Source organism: Sulfurospirillum sp. hDNRA2 (assembly GCF_024206095.2).
Classification (GTDB): domain Bacteria; phylum Campylobacterota; class Campylobacteria; order Campylobacterales; family Sulfurospirillaceae; genus Sulfurospirillum.
Window position 1 is genome coordinate 1,187,363 of record NZ_CP159800.1, and the last position, 20,343, is coordinate 1,207,705.

At 40.5% G+C, this 20,343-nt stretch carries 23 protein-coding genes and 1 tRNA gene; 8 read left to right on the plus strand and 16 right to left on the minus strand.

The genetic code is table 11. The features are described from left to right. Positions 1-2: 2 nt before the first annotated feature. The 7 genes from NL930_RS06025 to NL930_RS06055 form a co-directional block, all read right to left on the minus strand. Positions 3-503, minus strand: a complete 501-nt coding sequence (locus NL930_RS06025) for a GNAT family N-acetyltransferase (protein ID WP_254375996.1) — start codon at positions 501-503, stop codon at positions 3-5. Between the two features lie 61 nt (positions 504-564). Continuing rightward, on the minus strand, positions 565-906 hold the full coding sequence (gene hypA / locus NL930_RS06030) for a hydrogenase maturation nickel metallochaperone HypA (protein ID WP_254375997.1): 342 nt from the start codon (positions 904-906) through the stop codon (positions 565-567). Further along, positions 906-1,910 carry a hydrogenase expression/formation protein HypE gene (hypE, locus tag NL930_RS06035; protein WP_254375998.1) on the minus strand — a complete coding sequence of 335 codons (1,005 nt, stop codon included), beginning with the start codon at positions 1,908-1,910 and terminating at the stop codon, positions 906-908. The genes hypA and hypE overlap by 1 nt, the downstream gene beginning before the upstream one ends. Next, positions 1,907-3,031, minus strand: a complete 1,125-nt coding sequence (hypD, locus tag NL930_RS06040; RefSeq protein ID WP_039674883.1) for a hydrogenase formation protein HypD — start codon at positions 3,029-3,031, stop codon at positions 1,907-1,909. Before hypD ends, hypE begins: the two co-directional genes overlap by 4 nt. Continuing rightward, positions 3,024-3,293, minus strand: coding sequence for a HypC/HybG/HupF family hydrogenase formation chaperone (locus NL930_RS06045; RefSeq protein ID WP_039674882.1), 270 nt, complete (start codon positions 3,291-3,293; stop codon positions 3,024-3,026). The genes hypD and NL930_RS06045 overlap by 8 nt, the downstream gene beginning before the upstream one ends. Positions 3,294-3,298: 5 nt before the next feature. Then, positions 3,299-4,135, minus strand: a complete 837-nt coding sequence (gene hypB, locus NL930_RS06050; RefSeq protein WP_254375999.1) for a hydrogenase nickel incorporation protein HypB — start codon at positions 4,133-4,135, stop codon at positions 3,299-3,301. A 95-nt stretch (positions 4,136-4,230) separates the two neighbouring features. Continuing rightward, on the minus strand, positions 4,231-4,320 hold the full coding sequence (locus NL930_RS06055; protein ID WP_354672766.1) for a hypothetical protein: 90 nt from the start codon (positions 4,318-4,320) through the stop codon (positions 4,231-4,233). Between NL930_RS06055 and NL930_RS06060 the strand changes: the two genes are divergently transcribed. The 3 genes from NL930_RS06060 to NL930_RS06070 all read left to right on the plus strand — a co-directional run bounded on the left by NL930_RS06060 (position 4,290) and on the right by NL930_RS06070 (position 7,464). Continuing rightward, positions 4,290-4,934, plus strand: a complete 645-nt coding sequence (locus NL930_RS06060) for a hypothetical protein (RefSeq protein ID WP_354672767.1) — start codon at positions 4,290-4,292, stop codon at positions 4,932-4,934. The genes NL930_RS06055 and NL930_RS06060 overlap by 31 nt on opposite strands. Before the next feature lie 345 nt (positions 4,935-5,279). Next, entirely contained in the window at positions 5,280-6,398 is a 1,119-nt protein-coding gene (locus NL930_RS06065) for a DNA cytosine methyltransferase (protein ID WP_254376001.1), read from the plus strand. Further along, entirely contained in the window at positions 6,379-7,464 is a 1,086-nt protein-coding gene (locus tag NL930_RS06070) for a hypothetical protein (RefSeq protein ID WP_254376002.1), read from the plus strand. The genes NL930_RS06065 and NL930_RS06070 overlap by 20 nt, the downstream gene beginning before the upstream one ends. Before the next feature lie 16 nt (positions 7,465-7,480). On the opposite strand, the gene NL930_RS06075 is transcribed toward NL930_RS06070, so the two are convergent. Next, positions 7,481-7,849 carry a hypothetical protein gene (locus NL930_RS06075; RefSeq protein WP_254376003.1) on the minus strand — a complete coding sequence of 123 codons (369 nt, stop codon included), beginning with the start codon at positions 7,847-7,849 and terminating at the stop codon, positions 7,481-7,483. A 96-nt stretch (positions 7,850-7,945) separates the two neighbouring features. On the opposite strand from NL930_RS06075, the gene NL930_RS06080 reads away from it, so the two are divergent. The 5 genes from NL930_RS06080 to NL930_RS06100 all read left to right on the plus strand — a co-directional run bounded on the left by NL930_RS06080 (position 7,946) and on the right by NL930_RS06100 (position 12,229). Beyond that, positions 7,946-9,010 (plus strand): hypothetical protein, encoded by a 1,065-nt coding sequence (locus NL930_RS06080; protein ID WP_254376004.1) that lies wholly within the window; start codon positions 7,946-7,948, stop codon positions 9,008-9,010. Positions 9,011-9,109: 99 nt separating this feature from the next. Further along, positions 9,110-9,367, plus strand: coding sequence for a hypothetical protein (locus tag NL930_RS06085; RefSeq protein WP_254376005.1), 258 nt, complete (start codon positions 9,110-9,112; stop codon positions 9,365-9,367). A gap of 167 nt (positions 9,368-9,534) precedes the next feature. Then, positions 9,535-10,899: a hypothetical protein gene (locus NL930_RS06090; protein ID WP_254376006.1), complete on the plus strand. Its 1,365-nt coding sequence runs from the start codon at positions 9,535-9,537 to the stop codon at positions 10,897-10,899. Positions 10,900-10,916: 17 nt separating this feature from the next. Further along, the gene (locus NL930_RS06095; RefSeq protein WP_254376007.1) at positions 10,917-11,150 is read left to right on the plus strand and encodes a hypothetical protein; all 234 of its coding nucleotides are present in this window, start codon (positions 10,917-10,919) and stop codon (positions 11,148-11,150) included. A gap of 38 nt (positions 11,151-11,188) precedes the next feature. Further along, complete coding sequence (locus NL930_RS06100; RefSeq protein WP_254376008.1) at positions 11,189-12,229, plus strand: tyrosine-type recombinase/integrase; 1,041 nt, start codon at positions 11,189-11,191, stop codon at positions 12,227-12,229. A gap of 74 nt (positions 12,230-12,303) precedes the next feature. Here NL930_RS06100 and NL930_RS06105 read toward each other — a convergent pair. The 8 genes from NL930_RS06105 to NL930_RS06140 all read right to left on the minus strand — a co-directional run bounded on the left by NL930_RS06105 (position 12,304) and on the right by NL930_RS06140 (position 20,293). After that, positions 12,304-12,388: transfer RNA gene (locus tag NL930_RS06105), tRNA-Leu, on the minus strand. An 81-nt stretch (positions 12,389-12,469) separates the two neighbouring features. Continuing rightward, complete coding sequence (locus NL930_RS06110) at positions 12,470-12,826, minus strand: thioredoxin domain-containing protein (protein ID WP_254376009.1); 357 nt, start codon at positions 12,824-12,826, stop codon at positions 12,470-12,472. Beyond that, positions 12,826-13,335 (minus strand): pimelyl-ACP methyl ester esterase BioV, encoded by a 510-nt coding sequence (gene bioV / locus NL930_RS06115; RefSeq protein WP_254376010.1) that lies wholly within the window; start codon positions 13,333-13,335, stop codon positions 12,826-12,828. The genes NL930_RS06110 and bioV overlap by 1 nt, the downstream gene beginning before the upstream one ends. Beyond that, entirely contained in the window at positions 13,322-14,983 is a 1,662-nt protein-coding gene (locus tag NL930_RS06120) for an ATP-dependent metallopeptidase FtsH/Yme1/Tma family protein (protein WP_254376011.1), read from the minus strand. The genes bioV and NL930_RS06120 overlap by 14 nt, the downstream gene beginning before the upstream one ends. Further along, a complete protein-coding gene (gene mtaB, locus NL930_RS06125; protein ID WP_254376012.1) occupies positions 14,970-16,214 on the minus strand; it encodes a tRNA (N(6)-L-threonylcarbamoyladenosine(37)-C(2))-methylthiotransferase MtaB in 1,245 nt (414 codons plus the stop codon). The genes NL930_RS06120 and mtaB overlap by 14 nt, the downstream gene beginning before the upstream one ends. After that, positions 16,195-17,802 carry a mechanosensitive ion channel domain-containing protein gene (locus NL930_RS06130; protein WP_254376013.1) on the minus strand — a complete coding sequence of 536 codons (1,608 nt, stop codon included), beginning with the start codon at positions 17,800-17,802 and terminating at the stop codon, positions 16,195-16,197. Before NL930_RS06130 ends, mtaB begins: the two co-directional genes overlap by 20 nt. Next, complete coding sequence (gene aroB / locus NL930_RS06135) at positions 17,795-18,844, minus strand: 3-dehydroquinate synthase (RefSeq protein ID WP_254376014.1); 1,050 nt, start codon at positions 18,842-18,844, stop codon at positions 17,795-17,797. Before aroB ends, NL930_RS06130 begins: the two co-directional genes overlap by 8 nt. 42 nt (positions 18,845-18,886) lie before the next feature. After that, on the minus strand, positions 18,887-20,293 hold the full coding sequence (locus NL930_RS06140; protein ID WP_060826951.1) for a COG3400 family protein: 1,407 nt from the start codon (positions 20,291-20,293) through the stop codon (positions 18,887-18,889). Between the last annotated feature and the right edge of the window lie 50 nt (positions 20,294-20,343).

Consider the following 20,343-nt stretch of genomic DNA (forward strand, 5'->3'; position numbering starts at 1 on the left):
TTTTAGTCTTGAATCCGTTGACCTAAGATCAAAAGGTCTTTATCGATCCCCTCGATCGTAGCGATGCGGCTTAGATTGCCCCACTCTTTGAAACCGATTTTCTTAAATAACGTCAAACTTGCGATATTTTCGGAAAAAATCAAGGCTAAAAGCGTTTTAATGCCGATAGATTTTGCACGCTCTATCGCTTCGCCGAGAAATTGCTGTCCGAGTTTTTTACCTTGAAAATTTTTATCGATGTAGATATTGATACGCGCCGTATCTTGGTAGGCTAACAAATTGGCGTAAAAAGGCTGAATGCTAATCCACGCGATAATACGTCCGCAATACTCTTTCACCAGCATCGGACGTTGTTCCGTATGTGCGTAAAACCACTCCAGTTTTTCATCAATTCCGACCGTCTTGCTATCGGCGGTCGAAATGCCGTCTTTGATCGCTTCGTTGTAGATTTTAATAATTTCCGCCAAATCGTCGATGGTTGCTTCTCGTAGCGTTTGTAACATACAGGGCAATCCTTAAAGTTGAATCATCCCTGATTATACACAATGCTCTCTTAGTCTAGCTTTACTCCATTTCAAGGCGCATTAAAAGCATCTCTTCGCCGTCGATAATACTCACGTCGCGACTTTGACATGTCGGGCAGATGAGCTCATAATGTTCCAAGGTAGACTCTTGCTTGCACTGCTCGCATCGTACGACGACGTCTTGCACATGTACCGCGAGTTGGGCATCGTGACAGATTGTTTGTTCTTTAAACGTATCGAAAGCCGTTTCTAAAAAGTGGATTTCGACGCCGCTTAATTTGCCGACTTTAATCTCCACTTTCGTAATTTTCGTTGCGCGGTTTTCGCGTGCGTTTTTTTCGCACAATTCTAAAAGCGCATTCACGATCGAAAACTCGTGCATTAGCAAATCCTCGGCAATAACTCACCTTTAGGCGGTTCTAAAAAGCGTTCTGAGTCCCATGGCGTTTGTAAAACGACTCTTCCTTCGAATCGATCGTCCACATCGCCGATCAGAGTGCTTTTAGAGGTCTCTTCAAAGCGCTTGAGTACCTCTAATGCTTTAGCAACTTCGCTTTGCGGAAGTGCAATCAGCATTGTCCCTTCATTCGCAAACTCGTAAGGCTCAAACCCTAAAAGTTCGCACATTCCTTTAACTTCGTTAGCAACGGGAATGTCTGCTTCCCTAACATGGATACCGACGTTTGACGTTTGCGCCCATTCGTTGAGTACCGCACTCACGCCCCCGCGCGTCGCATCGCGCAGTGCATGGATTTCAATGTCGGCGTCGATCAAAGCCTCTACACTTTTCCATAATGACGCACAATCGGTTTTTAAGTCGCTTTGTAATTCTAACTCTTCGCGCATCGCCAAAATACACGCTCCGTGGTTTCCGACTTCGTTCGTTACGATGATCGCATCGCCTTGGCGTAACGCATGCGCCGAAATACCCTCTTTAAGCACTTCTCCGACACCTGCGGTATTGATAAAAACACCGTCCACGCCGCCTTTGGGAACGACTTTGGTATCTCCGGCCACGATTTTAACGCCGCTTTTTGCCATTTCGTCGCGCATAGAAATGACGATTTCTTCAAGCTTTTCGTACTCAAATCCTTCTTCGATCATAAACGCACATGTTAAATATTTCGGACGTGCCCCCATCATCGAAAGGTCGTTGACGGTTCCGGCAATGGCTAATTTTCCGATATTGCCCCCTTTAAAAAAAAGCGGCGAAACAGTAAAAGAGTCGGTCGTAAAAGCGATTTTTTCGCTTTTCATCGTTAAAACAGCCGCATCTTCCATGCGTAATAAAATATCGTTGCCGAAATGTTTAAAAAAAAGGTTTTTAATCAGGCTTTGCGTCTCTTCGCCGCCGCCTCCGTGAGAAAGTAATATTTTTGCACTCACGCTTTTGCTCCTTTAAGGTTCAAATTGCCGTATTTAAAATATGCCGCACACGCCCCTTCACTTGAAACCATGCACGAGCCCATCGGATTGCTCGGAATACAGGCTTTTGCGAAGACTTTGCAGTCGTACGGCTTCGCGCGCCCTTTTAAGATATCGCCGCAAATACACATTTTATGGTCGTCTAACAACACTTTGGGAAGAATGTCGTCAAAAACGACTTCGGCATCCATCGCGGCATAGGCGGGTTTTAGCTTTAACGCACTGTGTGCAATGTCGCCGATGCCTCGCCATCTAAAATGGTCTCTTTTCTCAAAATAGATTTCCACCAAAGCTTGCGCTTTGAGGTTTCCTTCTTTGGAAACGGCTCTGGCATATTGGTTTTCCACTTCGGCTTTACCGTGATTGATTTGACGTACGATACGCAGTACCGATTCCATAACGTCGGTCGGTTCAAAGCCCGCTACGACGATTGGCGTATGATACGCTTTTGCGATCGGCTCGTAAATTTTATATCCCGTAATCACGCTAACATGTGAAGGTCCTAAAAACGCGTCGATATGAGCATCGCCGCCGCTCATAATCGCATCAACCGCTTCGGGGACGCTGACGTGATTGATATGAAAAAAGATGTTTTTCAGCCCTAAACGCAAAGCTTGTTCTAGGACGACCGCACTCATGGGCGTGGTCGTTTCAAACCCTATGGCAAAGAAAACGACGTTTTTATCGGGATTGTCTTGTGCAATCTTGATGACGTCCAAAGGCGAATAGAGCGAACGAATATCGCATCCATCCGCCCGTAACTTTTGTAAAGAGCTTTTGCTTCCGGGGACGCGTATCATATCGCCGAGCGTCGCTAAGATCGTGTTCGGCATGAGCGCTAACGCAATCGCGTGATCGATGCGCTCTTTGGGCATAATACACACGGGGCATCCCGGCCCGTGAACAAATTCGATATTATCCGGTAGGAGTTGAGGAAGTCCGTATTTCATAATCGTATGGGTATGTCCGCCGCACACTTCCATGATATTGATTTTGCGCGTACACTCTTTGCGAATGATCGCCGCCAACGCTTTCATATGGACGGGATCACGAAAACCTTCGATGAGATCGACTTCAGGCATAATGGCTGTTTCCTTCGTCTTCGTCGATTTCTCCGTTTTTCATCGCTTCCGCGATTTCATTATACGCGGCGATGCTATCTTCCGCCTCTTCTTTGCTGATTTTGTTCATCGCAAATCCGACGTGAATTAAGACGTAATCGCCGACATGAACGGGTTCGCTAATCAAATCAAGCGTCACTTGGCGTCTCACGCCTAAGGTATCTACGGTTGCGTAATTGTTTTCGTCGATTTCCACGACTTTGGAGGGAATGGATAGGCACATAACGATTACCTCAATGCTTTTTTCATTTTAAGGTAAGCGATCCATTGATCGATTCCTTTACCCGATTTGCTGTCGATTTCGATGACGTCGACTTTCGGGTTGAGTTTGCGTGCTTCACGAATCGCTTTTTCGATGCTAAAATCAAAATACGGCAATAAATCGCATTTCGTAATTAAAAAAAGATCGGCGTTTTTAAACATAACGGGGTATTTTGCCGGTTTGTCGTCGCCTTCGGGTACGGAAAGCAAGACGACGTTTAAATGCGATCCGACGTCGTAGCTGGCGGGGCAAACGAGATTACCCACATTTTCGATAAAGACGACGTCCAACCCTTCAACGGGAAGATGATGCAAAGCGTCATGAACCATAAAAGCATCGAGATGGCAAGCTTGTCCGGTCGTAATTTGATACGCGGGAGCTCCTTTGGCAACGATACGATCGGCATCTTGATTGGTTTCCAAATCGCCTTCGATCACGCCGAGTTTGATCTCTTTCGCATCGATCGTCGCTTCCAAAAGTGTAGTTTTGCCGCTACCCGGACTGCTCATTAAATTGATCGCTAAAATACCGTGTTCTTCGAAATGCGCTCGATTGTGTGCCGCTTGCGTATCGTTCGCGTCTAAAATTTTCGTAATGACCGAAATCGTTTTGGCGTCGTTGAGTTGCGGATTGGCATGTAAATGTTCGTGTTTGTGCTTATGATCGTGAGAATGGGGATGGTCGTGATCGTGATGATCGTCGTGCGTATGCGCGTGGCTATGTTCATGACCGTCATGGCTGTGAGTATGCTCATGTGCGGACCATTGTGTCGGCGTAATGGAACAACCGCAATCTTTACACATAGAATATCCTTTTGAGTTTTTAGGAGATTATAGACTAATTCTTTAAATAGGAGCTAAAAAAAGAATTTTCTTAGTTGTTTTCAGGAAAAATATCGTTATGAAATCTTCCGAAAATCTTTCATGTATTTTTTGCGGCGACTCAAAACTTTACCGCGTGAGCAAAACGCAATACCGCTGTGCGACATGCAAGCGTACGTGGAGTGCCCAAAAAGCTCACAAAGAAGCTTTAATCATCGAGGCTTTCGTTGAGGGTTTAAGCATTAACGCGGCATCTTCTTTGTTGCGATTAAACTACGCAACCGTTCAAAAACGTTATGCGAGTTACCGCTCGTTTCTTGTTCAAAAAAGCGAAGCACGGTATCAACGTGCGGCTCTGTTTAACGAATACGACGAATATTATTATTTACCGACGTCCAAAAAGGGAAATTCCCGTTATATTTTCGATGCCGTCGGTATTTTAGGGATGCTCTCCGACGAAGGCGTTTACACGCTTTTATTGCCCGATCACTTTGAGTCTTTAAAACAAAACAGTTGTGACCTTGAGGAAAAAGAGGCTTACGCAAAATATCTTCAACACCATAAGATTGCACGCTTAGAAAGTTTCGATAGTCGATTGAGCCGTTTTTGGGGTTTTTTAGAGACGTTTATGCATCGTTTTAAAGGCGTCGATCATACCAATTTTATCTACTATCTCAAAGAAGCGGAGTTTAGATTTAACCACACGAAAGAAGAGCAACACCAAATATTAGGGCAAATAAATACATGTAAGCATCGATACGTAGAAAACAGCAAAAAATAAATGAGATGAGCGTGTCATTATGACATCTCATGGATACCGGCAAAGTTTAAGGTTTAGAATGTCGATTTGAAGGGGATTGAGGTGGTACCTGAGGCCGGACTCGAACTCATGGAAAAGCACCTTCAAAAGCCCAATATTTAGGCATTTTAATGAAAAATTAGTTAGCCAAGAACACACTTTTTTAACGATTATATTGACACTCAATAAATAAAAAAATACATAATATAATACATGTTATATATTCTATCAATTTAAATATTAATTATAGAGAGCAATCAATCTCTTTTAAAGTAAAAATCTATTACACTTTAAAATATTTATTTTATATATCTAATTGGATAATAGATGACTCCTAAAATTTTTTCTTTTTTTTCAGGCGCAGGCTTTCTTGATCTTGGTTTTGAGCAAGCTGGTTTCGAAACAATTTTTGCAAATGAAATACATCCTGAATTTATGAAAACATATAATTTTGCTAGGCAAAAACTATCAATTAAAGAGCCGAAATTGGGTTGCTTTGTTAATAGTATTGAATCATTCTTTACTGATAAAGAGATTAGAGAACAATTTAATAAAATATTTCAAAAAGCAACACATAAAAAACAGCCTATAGGATTTATAGGGGGGCCACCATGCCCTGATTTCTCAGTTGCTGGAAAGAATAAAGGCCGTGAAGGAAATAATGGTCGATTATCAGGTCTATATACTAAATTAATTTGTCAGTATAAACCTGATTTTTTTATTTTTGAAAATGTTAAAGGACTTTGGCGAACGAAAAGGCATCGAGAATATTATGAAGAATTAAAACAAGAGTTCATGGCTAATGACTACTTGTTAATTGATAATTTAATTAATGCACTGGAATACGGTGTCCCTCAAGACAGGGATAGAATTATTTTATTTGGTATTTTAAAAACAAAAACCAATACACAAAATTTATCCGAATATTTTAATTGGAAAAAATTTCAGATATATTCAAAAGAACAAATCAATTCAATAAATTTTCCAAAAACAACATCCTTTAATGAACAATCTATTTTAAAAATGCCAAATGAAATTTTATCCGATATTACAATTGAATATTGGTTCCAACAAAATGATGTAACAAATCATCCAAATGCTAATCACTTTTTTAAGCCAAGAGAAGGACTATCAAAATTTTTGATTGTTGAAGAAGGTGATTGCTCAAAAAAATCATATAAACGCCCTCATCGATGGAGATACTCGCCTACCGCTAGTTATGGAAACAATGAAGTACATCTACATCCTTATCGAGCGAGAAGAATGAGTATTTCAGAAACCCTAGCAATACAATCTTTACCTAGAGAATATCAAATGCCAAAAGATATAAGTTTGTCAAATATGTTTAAAATGGTTGGCAATGGCGTTCCTTATTTGGCTGCATTAGGTATTGGCAAAACAGTAAAAGACTTTTTGGAGAATCACTATGAAACTCACATGCTCTGATTTGGTACAAAGAATTAAAAATTTACCAAAAGATAGATATTATACTTATATTTCTGGAAAAAATAGTATTAAAATTCTTCGTATTGAAGGACCTGAAGGTCCTATTATTGTTCAACGTACAACATCCACAAAAAGTAAAGAAGAAACTATTTCCACCAATATGCTTTGGCGTGTTGCAAATGCTTTTAGAGAAGGTTGTCCAATTAATATTGATCGAATTTTAGGTGCAAGTTATAATACAAGATCGGCACTTGAAACTTTATTGGCATATACACCTGAATTTCATACATGTCGTCCGCATAGAATAGAAGAACAAGGATTAATGGAACCTAAATTTGTTAAAGGGCATAAATATATAATATGGCTACCAATGCAACCACATGCTAATGGTTTACTTAATACAGTAGAAACTGATGTGGTAATTTCTGAAACTCAACAACAAGATACTTATTATAATAATATTCAACTTGAAGATGATGCGTCAACAATAACTAAAAAAATTGATATTGCTATAGATCGTAGACACGCACAAATTCAAGTTGCTTTAGTGTTAATTGGTAAACAACTTGGTTTTAGAACATGGGTCGCTCAAAATGATAAAGGTATTATATATAATAATGAACGTATATGTAATATTGATAGTGTTATTACATCTTTACAACAAGAAAATTTAATGTTAGGACATCCCAAGGCCGCACAAGCAGCTAAATTAATTGATTGTTTGTGGTTCAAAAATGGACGTTTAATGCCAGCCGTTATGGAAATTGAACATAGCACAGGTGTTACGAGTGGATTAGAAAGAATGAAAAATTTTCAAGGATATTTTCCTCCCTTCCCAACACGTTATACAATAGTCGCACCAGATGAATTGAGAAACAAGGTCATTCATGAAGCCAATAAAGAGCATTTTAAATCATTACAATGTAAATTTTTTCCATATTCAGCAGTTGAAGAATTATACAATTTATGTGAGAGACGTAAAATTAGAGGCGTCAATGAAGAATTTTTAGATAGCTTTATGGAAGATATTGTTTTAGAAGATCATTTAATTGTAAAATCATCTTAAAAATTAAGTATAATACCTAAGTTTTATTTTTTAAAGTTTTTTTAATTATATCTTCAATAGCGATTAGCCCTTTAGTAATTTTCATAAAACCTGTAAAATCTAAGGTTTTATAGAGATTAAACCCCGTTTCAAATGTGACGGGTAAAACTTTTTGCATTTTAATTTTGTATTTGTTAACAAGTTCTAAAAGTTTACGGTATTTTTTAGCATCTACATAAAAGGCAACTAAGTATTGATCCCTTTCATATTTATAATTGGTAATCTCATCAAATCCTCTTTCTAAACATGCTCTATAAAACTCAGATTTATTAATCGATTGACTATTGGCTTCTTCTTCTATTTTTTGTAACAAATCATCTTCTATTTTAAAGTTTATGAGTTTCAATGGTAATACCTTTAAGTATTTGTTAATATTTATATGACATAATTATAAGTAAGACGATTAATATTATATTAAGTATTATTAAAAGGTTCTAAAGTTATGAATACTATTAAAGAAATAGTAAATTATATTCCAACAGAGAAAGAGATATTACAAGTTAAAAATGCTTGGAATGTTTTGGGTGAACACGTGATTTCCTATAAATTAAAATCAAATATGATAATCCATAAGAACATACAGCCAAATGAAAAAAATATTGATTTAACAATTCATGACTTTTTTAAGATTAGAGAAAATATTCTTACAATCAAGCAATCAAAGATCAATCAATTAATAAGTGATTTTAAACTCTTACGCAATAATGATTTTATTTTTGCATTAGATGATAAATACTATTCATTTCATACCATGCGCTTACTCTGTTTTATTTATGATGCTTTGCATGCCTATTCTTTATCTATCAATAAACAATACCTTGCTGGCACTGTTGCAAAAATACCGACAACTAAAACAAATTTCATTCTAAATTTGAAATATCATGAAAATCAACTTGACGATCCTTCCATCATCATCAAAACGGAACATTCAGTTAAATATGATGTCTACGATATGCTCATTCATATACCAAAACTGACAAAATACTATTTAGGTGTATTTTCATTAATTCCTTTACATCAAATCAAAATGTTTCATGAAGATGATGATGTTACACATCTTTTAATCCAATTTTTATCGTTCTTCTCGGCAGCAACATTAACTAAAAATGAAATTGCCCTTAGTTTGGCAATAGCACTTAATTTTTATATGCGCTTTCGTATGAAGCTCCAACCAAAAGTTATTGAACCATTTATTAGATATGTTATTAATACATGCTTTTCACATCATAAAGACGATATCAAAATGAGCTACAAAAGTTCCGAACTTTTACAAAATATACATTTATCTAACACTATAGGTTTTATTCCAATTTTTTCAATTGCCACAAAACAAGAACAATATTATAACGATCGTGAAATACGTACATTATGTACTCTACACAATAAAGCCAAAAGAGAGTGTAATATTGTTTTAGATTTACCGATAGAGTATCAAAAAAGCTTAATTACCAATCCTCTATACCTTTATTCTGCACGATTTCCCTCGGAAATGTTAGAAAAAATTTAGTCATTTTTCCGAAAACTATTTTTTAAAACCTCTTTATACTACACCTTGTAATTTACATCAAACCAAAGCTTTGGTTAATTCAAAAACAAGGATTAACCCATGTTAACACTCAAAGGCACGCTCTTGAATATCTTCACGTCCAGTGATTATACGAATCAAGAGACAAAAGAGATCACAAAGGGCAAGATAAAGTTACAGCTCTTAGTGAAAGTTCCGTTAAAAAACGGCGGTCATAAAAATACCTTGTACGATCTAACCGTACCGCCTGAAAAGGTTGCTAAGTATTCTAACTCGATCAATAAAGAGATCGATGTGGAAGTTGGCATTATGGGCGAATACAAATTCTACGGCATTTAGCCTTAGGGGGACTCCGACGAAGTCGGGGGAAGAAGGCTAAAGCCAAAGACGCATGAAACACGTGAAAAGCGAAAGATGCGCTTCGCGTCTCTTGAGCGTTCACGTGCTTTGATGCGTCAAAGGGGTTTATAGTAATACCCCTTTCCAAACGTATAAGGAAAACACTCATGATGAAAAACTTTGAAGATATAAAATATATTTGTGGCATTGATACCTTGTATTACTTCTGTGAGAGTTCACGTGAATACGATGATCTTTTTTTAGATATCTTAGATCAGGTGGAATGCATCAAAGGCAAATTTGAACAAAAGGAGATCGCTTATGATAATGCAGATATTACGATTTGTATTCGCGAAGTCTCGCTTTCCTCTCTTGGAAAAAGTGAAGGCTATTATTGGTTTAAGGACATCAATGAATTTTTTAAGATCGGATTCAAAGATACCTTAACCAATCGGGGCTTGCACGATATTCGAGTACAGCTACTCGGTAATGGGATTTACACCGTTGGTATAAAATCCGTCATCGCTTTTATCGATGAAATGTTAGAAGGCTTTATCACACAAGCGCATCCCGTGACGCGAATCGATTTGAATTGTTTTATTCAATACGATCTTGGCTTTGTGGATAAGCGTATGTTTGTAACTAAAAAAAGAAATTATGCTTCTATTAGCGAAATCGGAGATTCAAGTACGATTCAAACGCTTTACGTGGGTAAGCCTCCGTTTCGTCTCAGACTTTACAATAAAACCCGTGAACTCAAACAATCCAAAAAACAAGAGCTTATGGAAGCGTATTTTAGGCTCAACGGGTTTGACGTAACACAACCGATCTTTAACGTCGAATTTGAGATGCATCGAAGCCATTTAAGGACTTTTAACATCACAACCCTAGAAGAGGCATTGGCAAAGGCGCAAATGCTCTTTAAAACGGCAATGGACGACATAAGACTCATTGATTTAAACTCTATCAGCGAAAAGGATAGTGACAACCATACCAAAAACAGAGCGAAAAGCTTACCGATTTGGGAATTTATCAAAGAACGCTACCGCCTCGACGCTTTTTTACAAATCACGTCACCGCTCGAGAGAATCAAACGTAAAGCTTACCTATACGATGAAAACCGTTTTATTACGGAATATAAGCTTTTAATTCGTAAAGGTTTAATCAATTCCGTACCGATTAGCGAAACAATGTTGATTCAAAACTTGAACGAAACCGTCAACGAATTACAAGAGCCGACACGTCCAAGTCCTAAACCGTTTCATTATGCCAAAGCGTTTATACCGATTGAGATTAAGCAGTTTAACGGAAGCGTTCAACATTTTAGATTATTAAGAGACGGGCAACTCATTAAACCCGTCAACGTGTTGTCGGTCGATAAATTGAGCGATTACGAACTGCTGAGCTATTTAGAAGATATCAGCCAAGATTTCAACCAAGAACATATCGACTCAAAACAAATTTACCATCGCTATAAAATAGCTTATGCCGAAGCCGTCAAACGTAAGCTCAAACCTAATATTCCGTTTTAAGAGAGGACAAAATGCTAATGGAGCGTATTTTTAAAATGGAAAGTGAACTTAAAGCTATACACACGACTTTGCTCAATCTTCCGACATGGTTTCCTTTAACATTGGAATTTGCGAAACAGCACCATATGAGTTTGAACGGTTTGCGTCAATGGTGTACTAAAAACATTCATCCTGATCATTTTATGAAACGAGGCCGTTTTTGGTATATTCATAAAAGTGAGATTGCAAATGTACGACCAAAAGTTGTATGATTGCGTTGTTCTTGGCTAACTTGAAAGGAGATTTTCAAGTGGCTTGTACAGTAATTCATCCCAAAAGTGGGAACGTTCTTTTAGAAAACAATGTTAATGGTAAAATCATCCGTTTATCTACAGGTAAAAAGGCGACAAGTAAGCTTATTGGTTGGTATAAGGCGCATATTGAAGATGAGTTTTGGAAACTCTATTACCAAAAAAATCAAGAAGCCGATCAACGTATGGCTTTTTCTGAATATGCAAGATATATTGTAGATATTACACAAAGTAATCGCAATGAATTTTCACAACGAGGGGAAATCAAAAAGGTTGAACGGCTCATTAAGTATTTTGGCGATATGGCTTTAGAAGATATAAAGCCCTCAACGATTCAAGCTTGGCAAGATACCTACCTAAAGACACTTGCACCCAAAACTGTGAAAGAGTATCGAAGTACGTTAAGTGTCATTCTTAAGTTTGCTTATAATGATGATCTTATACGAAAGAATCCTCTTTCACCCGTTAAGTCGCCAAAATTACCTCGTAGAGTCGTAGACATCTTTAGTAACGAAGAAAGAGATTTACTTTTAGAACACTCAAACGGTCAATTGCATAACTTGATTCAGTTTGCTTTCTATAGCGGACTAAGGGCGGGAGAAATTATTGGCTTAAAATGGGAAAATGTTGATTTATATCTAAATAAAATCAATGTTTGTATGAGGGTTCGCAAAGGTACGATTGATTTACCCAAAGGAGATAAAATCAGACTGATTGATTTACTCCCTCAAGCAAAAGAAGCTCTTTTAGTTCAAAGACAACTTACGGGACTTTCAACCTATATATTTCATTCTAAAGAGGGTAAGCCTTATTTTAGTGAAACGAGCATTACACAATCCATTCAAGAATTGTGTAAAAAGATTGGTATTGAAAGCGGCGGCGGATTACAAAAAATGAGGCGAACGCATAATACTATGTTGAAACAATGCGGTTTGCCTTTGGATTGGATTTTACATCAAATGGGTCATGAAACAGATGAAGTGAATCGCAATCATTACACGGGAACTATTACGGTAGATGTGAGTAAAATTATTGCGTAAATTGACACTTCTTGACATCTCATTGATACCAGCAAAGTTTAAGGTTTAGAATGTCGATTTGAAGGGGATTGAGGTGGTACCTGAGGCCGGACTCGAACCGGCACATGTCTCCATACTAGATTTTGAGTCTAGCGCGTCTACCAATTTCACCACTCAGGCACATTGAATTAAGAGTTCGAATTATACAAGAAAAAACTTAAATAACCGTAAAATCATAAAATATGGTTTACTCTAGTGCAATTAAAAGCCTAGAAGTCGATTTTTAGGGTTCCCTTTTTGGGTGTTAACGCCCAGTGCCATACTTTCGTACACCGCTTCGGATTTGAGCCCGTATTCGATCCGATGTAGCTCGTTTTTTTCGTTGTACGCTATGCAGACGGGGACGGAGCGAATGTTAAAAAGCTCATGGATACGAGGTGCTTCATCAAGATTACATGTCAAAAAGTCTACATGTAACACAGGATTTTGCTCTACGCGCTTTACTCTTGCGTCGGCGATCTTGCATTGAGAACAGTGTGCGGTGTGTAAAAGCAGTAAAAAAGCGCGATGAGGTTGGCTAAGGCGTTCTAAAAGTTCGGTTTCGTTTAGGGCTTGCATTATTTTAAAAGATGCCCTACTCTTTTGACGTAGTAAACGCTCGCAAACGGCACGAAAAAATCCTTACATGTAAGGCTATCGACAACCGCATCGCATTCGCCGGTGTAGACTTCGATCGTGATACCTTTGGCGACGAGCATGTGCAGCTTGGTTTCGTCCCATACGTAATTTAATAGCTCATTGAGTTCTTCAATCGAGCCTTGATGAAGATAGGGCGTCACATCAAAAGTCGAAGGATAGACGGTGTTTTGCATAAAATTTTGGGTATAACTCTCGCTATTCTTAGCAAAAAAGAGAGTTTGAAGCTTTTTAAACTTCGCGTCTTTGTGTTGAAAAAACGCGGGAGAAAAGAGTTGCAACGTGTCGATACGCGTTTGACATGTCAGGGTATACTCAAACGCTTTGATGGCTCCGTAGCTAAATCCGGCTACCGTGAAGTCGTTTTGAATGAGGTAAGGCTCAAAAAGAGCCTCTTCACCGTGAAAACAAAAACCGCTAAAGAACGTCATCGATAATGGCTTTTAACTCATTGCGCGAGATACTTTCGTGCGTGTACAAGGTGTCGCTCACTTTGTCCAAAATGCTCTTCATCCCTTCTAAAAAACGTTCCAACTCTTTTTGGGCGGTTTCCAAGATAATCAACACGTCGTTCTCGTTCGGTAAAATTTTTTCGCCCATGCCGTAAATTTCGACCATTTCCTTGGCGATTTCCAAAGCGCGGTTGAGGTCTTCGGTCGCATTGGTGTATTTTTCGTTGTAGGCAAGCTCCGTAGCGACCATTCCGGCAAGATAGACTTTGATTTTACTTTGCATTTGCGTTTTGGATTCGATTTCCCGATCCATGTCTTTAATGCGATCGTTGACGATCGTCACTTTGTCGAAATCGATTTCAAACCAATACGCACATACGGCTTTGGCGGCTTGGTAGCGTGCTTGAATTTTTTTCTCTTCGTTGGAAAAACTAAGGACTTTTTTCTTACCCATCAATACTTTTTGGCGTACGGCGATAAAATCGCTCGTTTCAAGCGTTTGCGAATTTCTACGAAGTGCGTTGATCGCGGCTTCGTTGACCCATGTCGCAAGGGCTGCTCCGCTAAAACCCACGCTCATGTTCGCGAGTTCTTCAATGTTGATTTCGCTCGGTTTGTTACGCAAGTACGTTTTTAAAATCTCCGTTCTGTCGTGTTTATCGGGAAGCGAAATAAAAATGCGTCGATCGAAGCGTCCCGAGCGAAGCAATGCTTCGTCGATTACTTCGATTTTATTGGTTGCGGCAATGACGATCACGCCGCTACTGTCTTCAAATCCGTCCATTTCGGTTAAAAGTTGATTGAGCGTCGCTTCTCTTTCGTCGTTACGCAACCCTCCTCTAGCTTTACCTACCGCATCGATTTCATCGATAAAGATGATAGAAGGCGCGTGTGCCTTGGCTTGCGAAAAAAGCTCTTTCACCCTTTTGGCTCCCATGCCGACGTAGATTTGCACGAACGTTGCGCCGCTTTGGTAAAAAAACGGTACGCTTGCCTCCCCTGCAACGGCTTTGGCGATCATCGTTTTTCCCACGCCCGGAGGTCCGACTAAGAGCACGCCTTTGGGAAGCGAAATGCCGTAGCGTTTGTATTTGGCGGGATTTTTTAAAAAATCGACGATCTCTTCGAGTTCTTCTTTGACGTCTTGAATGCCCGCAACGTCTTTAAAGCTTACGTGTGCGCGTACCGGACGAATGACGTTGCCTAAAAACGGATCGTAAGAGGCGTATGCTTTTTGAGCGTTTTCTTGTTCTTTCTTGGCATCTTCGGCGCGTTTTTTTCGTGCATACAACAAGAGTGCCAACAGTCCTCCCAAGAGCAAAGCGATAATCAGCATATCGTCGATGAGTGCATTGCTACGGGCAACTTCGACCGGAACTTTTTTGAGCAGTTCGCTAATGTCGATACCGTCTTTAATAATAACGAATTGGTCGTTGATGCCGTATAAAAAGACTTCGTCGTTTTCGACTTTGGCTTTTTGAATCGCGCCGGAATTTAAAAGCGCGTTGTACGTCGGTAAATCGATGATTTTCGGCGTAATGCGCATATAGCCGAAAGCGAGTAAAACGATAAAAATGCTTAACGCCATAAACGACAGCATCAGCTTTTGCGACTTAAAAATTTGCATGATTGCACTCCCCTAAAATCTCGTACGATGTGACATTGACCCACTCTTTCAGGACGTCGCGTTCACTTTGCAGGGTTACTTTATTGAAAAATTGATCGTAACCGATAAAAAGACCGTCTTTATACTCTTCAACCAAAACATCTAAAGCGACATGTCGGCGTGCTTGACGAAACGCGATATTTTTTGCGTGAACCAACGCTTCGATTTGCTTAAGGCGTTCTTTGGCGATATCGCCTTTGATCTCGGGTTTCATTAAAGCAGACGGCGTGCCGTCGCGCTTGGAGTAGGTAAAAGCGTGCAAGTGCGTTAACGGAAATTTTTCCAACGTGCGATACGCCTCTTGCCAAATTGCATCGCTTTCCCCCGGATGTCCCGTGATAAAATCGGTTCCGAGCGCAAAGCCTTGCTCGCTCAGTTCGCAAAAAAGTTCCAAATCGTGCATAACGCGGTTGCGCCTTCGCATCAGCTCCAACATCGTCTCGGAAGTGTGTTGCAACGCAATATGCAAGTGTCGCTCCAACCACGGTTCGCGTAAGATTTCGCGAAAACTCTCGTCGATTTGGATCGGCTCGATGCTGCCTAGACGGATACGGCGTACGCCGCGAATAGCACCTAATCGCTGAACGAGTTTTCCTAGTGAGCTTCCTTTATCTTTACCGTAACTTCCGATATTTGTTCCCGTTAAAACGAATTCGCCGTATCCGTTGAGGGCTAACTTTCGTACTTGCTCGACGATGGTGTTTTCATCTTGACTGCGCGCATTTCCGCGAACGAAAGGAATAATACAATAAGCACACCTGAAGTTGCACCCTTCTTGGATTTTGATAAATGCTTTGGTTTTGCCCGTATATTCGTGTACGATGGTCTCATCCAGCGAGGTTAGATCGCCGATTTCGAAAAACGGACGGTCGTATTTTAAAAGCGTGTTGATATGTGCTTTTTCCGAATGCCCCATGACGCCGAAGACTTTTTTTTGCGCGAAAAGACTTTCGCCTTTGCTCATTGCGCCGCATCCGGCGACGATTACTTTTTTGCCTTCTTTTGAGACGTGATTGATATAGCTTCGCACCCCGCTGTCCGCGCCGTTGGTGACCGTACACGAGTTCACGACGACGATATCGGCGGCATGTTCGTCTTCCGTTAGCTCAAAATCGTGTAAATTTTCCATCATGACTTGGGTATCGTAGATGTTGGTACGGCACCCGAACGTTTTAAAATAGACTTTTTTCATCTACGCTCTTTGGCGATTCGTGCGTCGGCATCGGTTTGTCCTGACGCGCGAGATTGACGTTTTGCGTTTGGTAAGCGATCGTAATATCCTCTTCTTTGTTATACGCATCGATGATTTCGCAGCCGATCGTGCCGCGAAGTGCCATTGCCGCATATGAATTGGTCATATACCAGCAGTTGACGCAAAAGCCTTGTTCTTCGACAAACGCAAAGATTCGCGGCTCGACGTTGGTGTTTTTAAGGCTATACTGGTTGCGCAATAAATTGAGTTGCGTACGCGCGATGTCGGTGTAGCCTTTGGCGTATTTTTTCGTAATTTCGCGTGCGATATGCACGGCTTTTTTGTGATTGGAATCAAACGTGATATAGATGTAGATACCGTCCCAAACGGTGCGCATCGTTCCGTGGGTGTAGTTGGAAATGACCGAGGTAAAAACCAAGTTGTTCGGCACGAAAAAGATACGACCGGAACGGATATTTTCTTTATAGCTGGTAAGCGTAATGTCTTCCAAAACCGTCATACGTAAAAGCGAAATATCGATAATATCGCCAACGTAAGGCAGTCCGTCTTTTTGAATCTTAATACGATCGCCGACGTGAAAACTGCCGCCGAAAACGATGACCATCCAGCCCAAGATGCTCATAAACCAGTCTTTCATAGCAATCGCGATACCCGCGGACGCAAATCCTAAAACGGTGACCAGATACGAAACGTTTTCGATGTAGGAAAAGAGTAAAATCAACAGAATCAACGTGACGTTCACAAAATTGATGATCTTATTGGCGGTATAAAAACGTTCGTTGTCCTTGACGTAGCGTTTGGCGATAAATTTCAATAAAAACGTCACGACGATAACGACGATAATAAAAATACCGATGTTAAAAGCGCGCTTCATCTGTACGGTAATGTCTTGCGTTACCCGAATCGTCGCTTCTTCGACTTTTTTCACGTAAAGCGAGTAGCTCGTGCGTGCGATCTCTTGCGCGGAGGTAAAGGCGTTCAGCTCTTTTTGCGCTTCGTATAAGGCATCTTCATTCGTAATCATCGGCTCAATTTCGTACAAGGTCGCTAAAAGCGTCTCTTTTTCTTTGAGTTTTTCGACCAAAAAGTCCAAACGTTCCAAGCGCGCTTTGTAGTCCAAACTCTCTTGTTTTATTTTTTTGATGTACGAGAGTGCCGAAAGAATCGCAAACGGGTTGGTCACTTTCGTGTAACTTTCCACGTCCGCCGCGTCGACGAGTTTGCTAAAAGGCGAATTTTTAAACTCTTGTAAAAGCTCGATCTGCTTTTCCAAAGACTCTTGTTTGGTTAAGAGTTTTTCGTATTTTTCCAAAGAGGCTTTGTCTTTGGTATTTTTAAATTTTTTCACTTCGGCATCGACGGTGGAGAGCTCTTCTAAAAGTTTTTGGTACGTCAGGTAATTGCCGTAGCGTTTAAACCATAGATTGTCTTTGACCGCTTCGTCGATGAGGGCAATTTTTTGATGTAAGGCATCGATTTTGATGCCATCTTCGAGTTTAGACGTAGCGTTTACGTCGGCAAACAAAAACGTACATGTTAAAAAAAAGCAACACAGTGTTTTAAACATGATCGCCCTTTAACGCACGCAGAACCGTTTCTTTGGGAATATCGTTACGCATCGCGTAGTTTCCGATACCTTGGGGTAAAATAAATTTGATCGTATCGTTCGCGCTTTTTTTGTCTAAGAAAAACGCTTCGTAAAACGCTTCCGAAGAAGGAACGTCGTAGTGCGTCGGCAGGTCGTAACGGCTTAAAAGCGTTTGAATGCGAAGCGCGTCTTCTTGGCTTAAAAGATCAAGACTTTTGGCGAGCGTATTGGCCATAACCATACCGATTGCTACGGCTTCTCCGTGTAAATAAACGCTGTACGCGGTTTGGTTTTCGATGACATGTGCAAACGTATGACCGTAGTTCAGTACGGCACGAACGCCTTGTTCGGTTTCGTCTTGCGCAACAACGCGTGCTTTAATAGCGATGCTTTTGCGAATCGCTTCGGCAAGATTTTGGTCGACATGTAAGTCGTGCGTTTCGAGCCATGCAAAAAATTCACGATCGAACGTCACCGCCATTTTGACGACTTCGGCGACGCCTGCGGCAAATTCGCGGTTCGGAAGCGTCTTTAAAAAAGAGCTTTCACAGTACACCGCGCGCGGTTGCCAAAACGTTCCGATCAGGTTTTTGCCGTAATCGTTGTTGATACCCGTTTTCCCGCCTACGCTTGCATCCACTTGCGCCAAAAGCGTGGTCGGAATTTGAATAAAGTCGATACCTCGTTGATAAATCGAAGCGGCAAAGCCCGTCATATCGCCGATCACGCCGCCGCCGAAGGCGATCAAAAGCGATTTGCGATCGAGTCGGTGTTCAAAGCAGGCGTTTAAAATGCAATGAAGGCTTTCAAAATTTTTATACTGTTCTCCGTCCGGTAAAATAACCGTATGCAAGGTTTTAACATGTAAGCGTGTTTTGAGGGTTTCAAGGTGCAAAGCGGCGACGGTCGTATTGGTCACGATCATGACTTTCGTATCGAAGCAAAGCGTTTGCAGTTCGTCGATGAAGACGGTGTAATCTTTTGAAGAAGCGGTTGGGTTAAAAACGACGTTGACGTGCATATTTGATCCAAATTTTTTATTTTATAGTATCTCAAAAAGGCATTAATTTGTATTAACCGGAATAAAAAGTTGATAATTATCCGCCAATTTAAAGTGCAGTTTATCCATATCGGTTGAAAAAATAGAGAGCATATTGGACTCTAAAATTTTATGGCTAAAAGGGAGAAATTGCAAAATATTGTCTCTGTTTTTTAGCTTAAAAAGAGGATTTTTTTCGCTTTGAATCATATCGACTTCACGACCGAAAATTTTGGAAAGGTTTTCAAAATGCTCGATTAAGCTATTTTTCGCTTCGGGATGATCGGGATTGTAAGTATAAAGCTTGATTTCCAATGCGAGTTGCGTCGCGACGTCGAAAATTACGGAGGATTCTTGTTCGATTTCATGCGCGTCGTTGCTGAGGACGACGCCTTGATTGAGGCTTGAAAAACCGCGTTTGCCCATTTTGAAAACGGGAAGTTTGGTTTTGTAGAGTGCTTTACGGTTGTGTTGAAAGAAACGATTCATCGTGACGATCAGTCCGATGTCCATCGTTTCGGTATCCGCGCGGAGGACTTTGCGCGGATTGGTCTCGTAATAATCGATCATCACGTTAATATGCGTGCTATGGTAACTTTTGATTTTGTCCAACGACTTGCAGTACGTCGGATGAATCACTTTGATATGCAATTTGTTACTATTGAGCTTAGAGTGCAACAACAAGGCGTCGTTGAGCAGAGATTCCATCTCTTTATCGTTCATCTCGAGCATATCGACCAAGCAGTAGATACTGCTTCCAAACGGTGATGGAAACTGCCCGAGCTCGCGTTTGATACTTCGAAAAACACTTTGAAGCACTTTAGGATCGCCGACTAAGAGAATAAGATCGTTGGGTAAAAGCATCAACGTCGGTCGCGGAAGTAACAAAGCGTTGGCGCGATAGACCGCGGCGATTTTCCATTTGCTTTGCTCGATGGACGCTAGATGGCGGTATGCATACGAGCTCCCGACCGGAATGGAGACTTCCATAATTTCACCGATACCCAAACCGATATTTTGTGCCATAATGGGCATATTGGGGAGGTGATCGGTAAAACGTGAAGCTAAAATTTCTCTGGAATTGACCATAAAAAGACGTTTATCTTCCAGTTGAAGACCCCAACGGTCCATCAAAACGATGCGTACTTTATTATCGATACGTCGAATATTTTTGTACGTCGCCGTAACGTCCATTTCGTTGGAGAGTAAAATCATAATTTGAAAGAATTGTTCGTTTAAAACGACGGCCAACTTTTCGTAACTGGTCGGGTCAAACTCGAAAAATTTAAAATTTTCGGGGCGACGTTTGGGCAGCGTCTCTTCTTTGTACGTGATAATCGTATAGCTATTTTCGCCGGCTTCGGTTTCCATAACCTTTTCTAAAAATTGTTTTGCTAGAATGCCATCAGCGATGATAAGGATTTTTTTCATACGAGCTCCCAAAATAATAAGCACCGAAGGTGCGTGGGCACTCCGCCGAG

What these genes read in the sequence shown, in the direction of transcription:
- NL930_RS06065 (WP_254376001.1), top strand. Translation starts at nt 5,280, where the DNA reads ATGACTCCTAAAATTTTTTCTTTTTTTTCAGGCGCAGGCTTTCTTGAT.
- NL930_RS06130 (WP_254376013.1), bottom strand. Translation starts at nt 17,802, where the DNA reads ATGTTTAAAACACTGTGTTGCTTTTTTTTAACATGTACGTTTTTGTTT.
- hypA (WP_254375997.1), bottom strand. Translation starts at nt 906, where the DNA reads ATGCACGAGTTTTCGATCGTGAATGCGCTTTTAGAATTGTGCGAAAAA.
- NL930_RS06095 (WP_254376007.1), top strand. Translation starts at nt 10,917, where the DNA reads ATGGAGCGTATTTTTAAAATGGAAAGTGAACTTAAAGCTATACACACG.
- hypB (WP_254375999.1), bottom strand. Translation starts at nt 4,135, where the DNA reads ATGTGTAAAGATTGCGGTTGTTCCATTACGCCGACACAATGGTCCGCA.
- NL930_RS06090 (WP_254376006.1), top strand. Translation starts at nt 9,535, where the DNA reads ATGATGAAAAACTTTGAAGATATAAAATATATTTGTGGCATTGATACC.
- NL930_RS06080 (WP_254376004.1), top strand. Translation starts at nt 7,946, where the DNA reads ATGAATACTATTAAAGAAATAGTAAATTATATTCCAACAGAGAAAGAG.
- NL930_RS06070 (WP_254376002.1), top strand. Translation starts at nt 6,379, where the DNA reads ATGAAACTCACATGCTCTGATTTGGTACAAAGAATTAAAAATTTACCA.
- bioV (WP_254376010.1), bottom strand. Translation starts at nt 13,335, where the DNA reads ATGACGTTCTTTAGCGGTTTTTGTTTTCACGGTGAAGAGGCTCTTTTT.
- NL930_RS06045 (WP_039674882.1), bottom strand. Translation starts at nt 3,293, where the DNA reads ATGTGCCTATCCATTCCCTCCAAAGTCGTGGAAATCGACGAAAACAAT.
- NL930_RS06140 (WP_060826951.1), bottom strand. Translation starts at nt 20,293, where the DNA reads ATGAAAAAAATCCTTATCATCGCTGATGGCATTCTAGCAAAACAATTT.
- NL930_RS06025 (WP_254375996.1), bottom strand. Translation starts at nt 503, where the DNA reads ATGTTACAAACGCTACGAGAAGCAACCATCGACGATTTGGCGGAAATT.
- NL930_RS06085 (WP_254376005.1), top strand. Translation starts at nt 9,110, where the DNA reads ATGTTAACACTCAAAGGCACGCTCTTGAATATCTTCACGTCCAGTGAT.
- NL930_RS06120 (WP_254376011.1), bottom strand. Translation starts at nt 14,983, where the DNA reads ATGCAAATTTTTAAGTCGCAAAAGCTGATGCTGTCGTTTATGGCGTTA.
- aroB (WP_254376014.1), bottom strand. Translation starts at nt 18,844, where the DNA reads ATGCACGTCAACGTCGTTTTTAACCCAACCGCTTCTTCAAAAGATTAC.
- hypD (WP_039674883.1), bottom strand. Translation starts at nt 3,031, where the DNA reads ATGCCTGAAGTCGATCTCATCGAAGGTTTTCGTGATCCCGTCCATATG.
- NL930_RS06110 (WP_254376009.1), bottom strand. Translation starts at nt 12,826, where the DNA reads ATGCAAGCCCTAAACGAAACCGAACTTTTAGAACGCCTTAGCCAACCT.
- NL930_RS06055 (WP_354672766.1), bottom strand. Translation starts at nt 4,320, where the DNA reads ATGTCGCACAGCGGTATTGCGTTTTGCTCACGCGGTAAAGTTTTGAGT.
- mtaB (WP_254376012.1), bottom strand. Translation starts at nt 16,214, where the DNA reads ATGAAAAAAGTCTATTTTAAAACGTTCGGGTGCCGTACCAACATCTAC.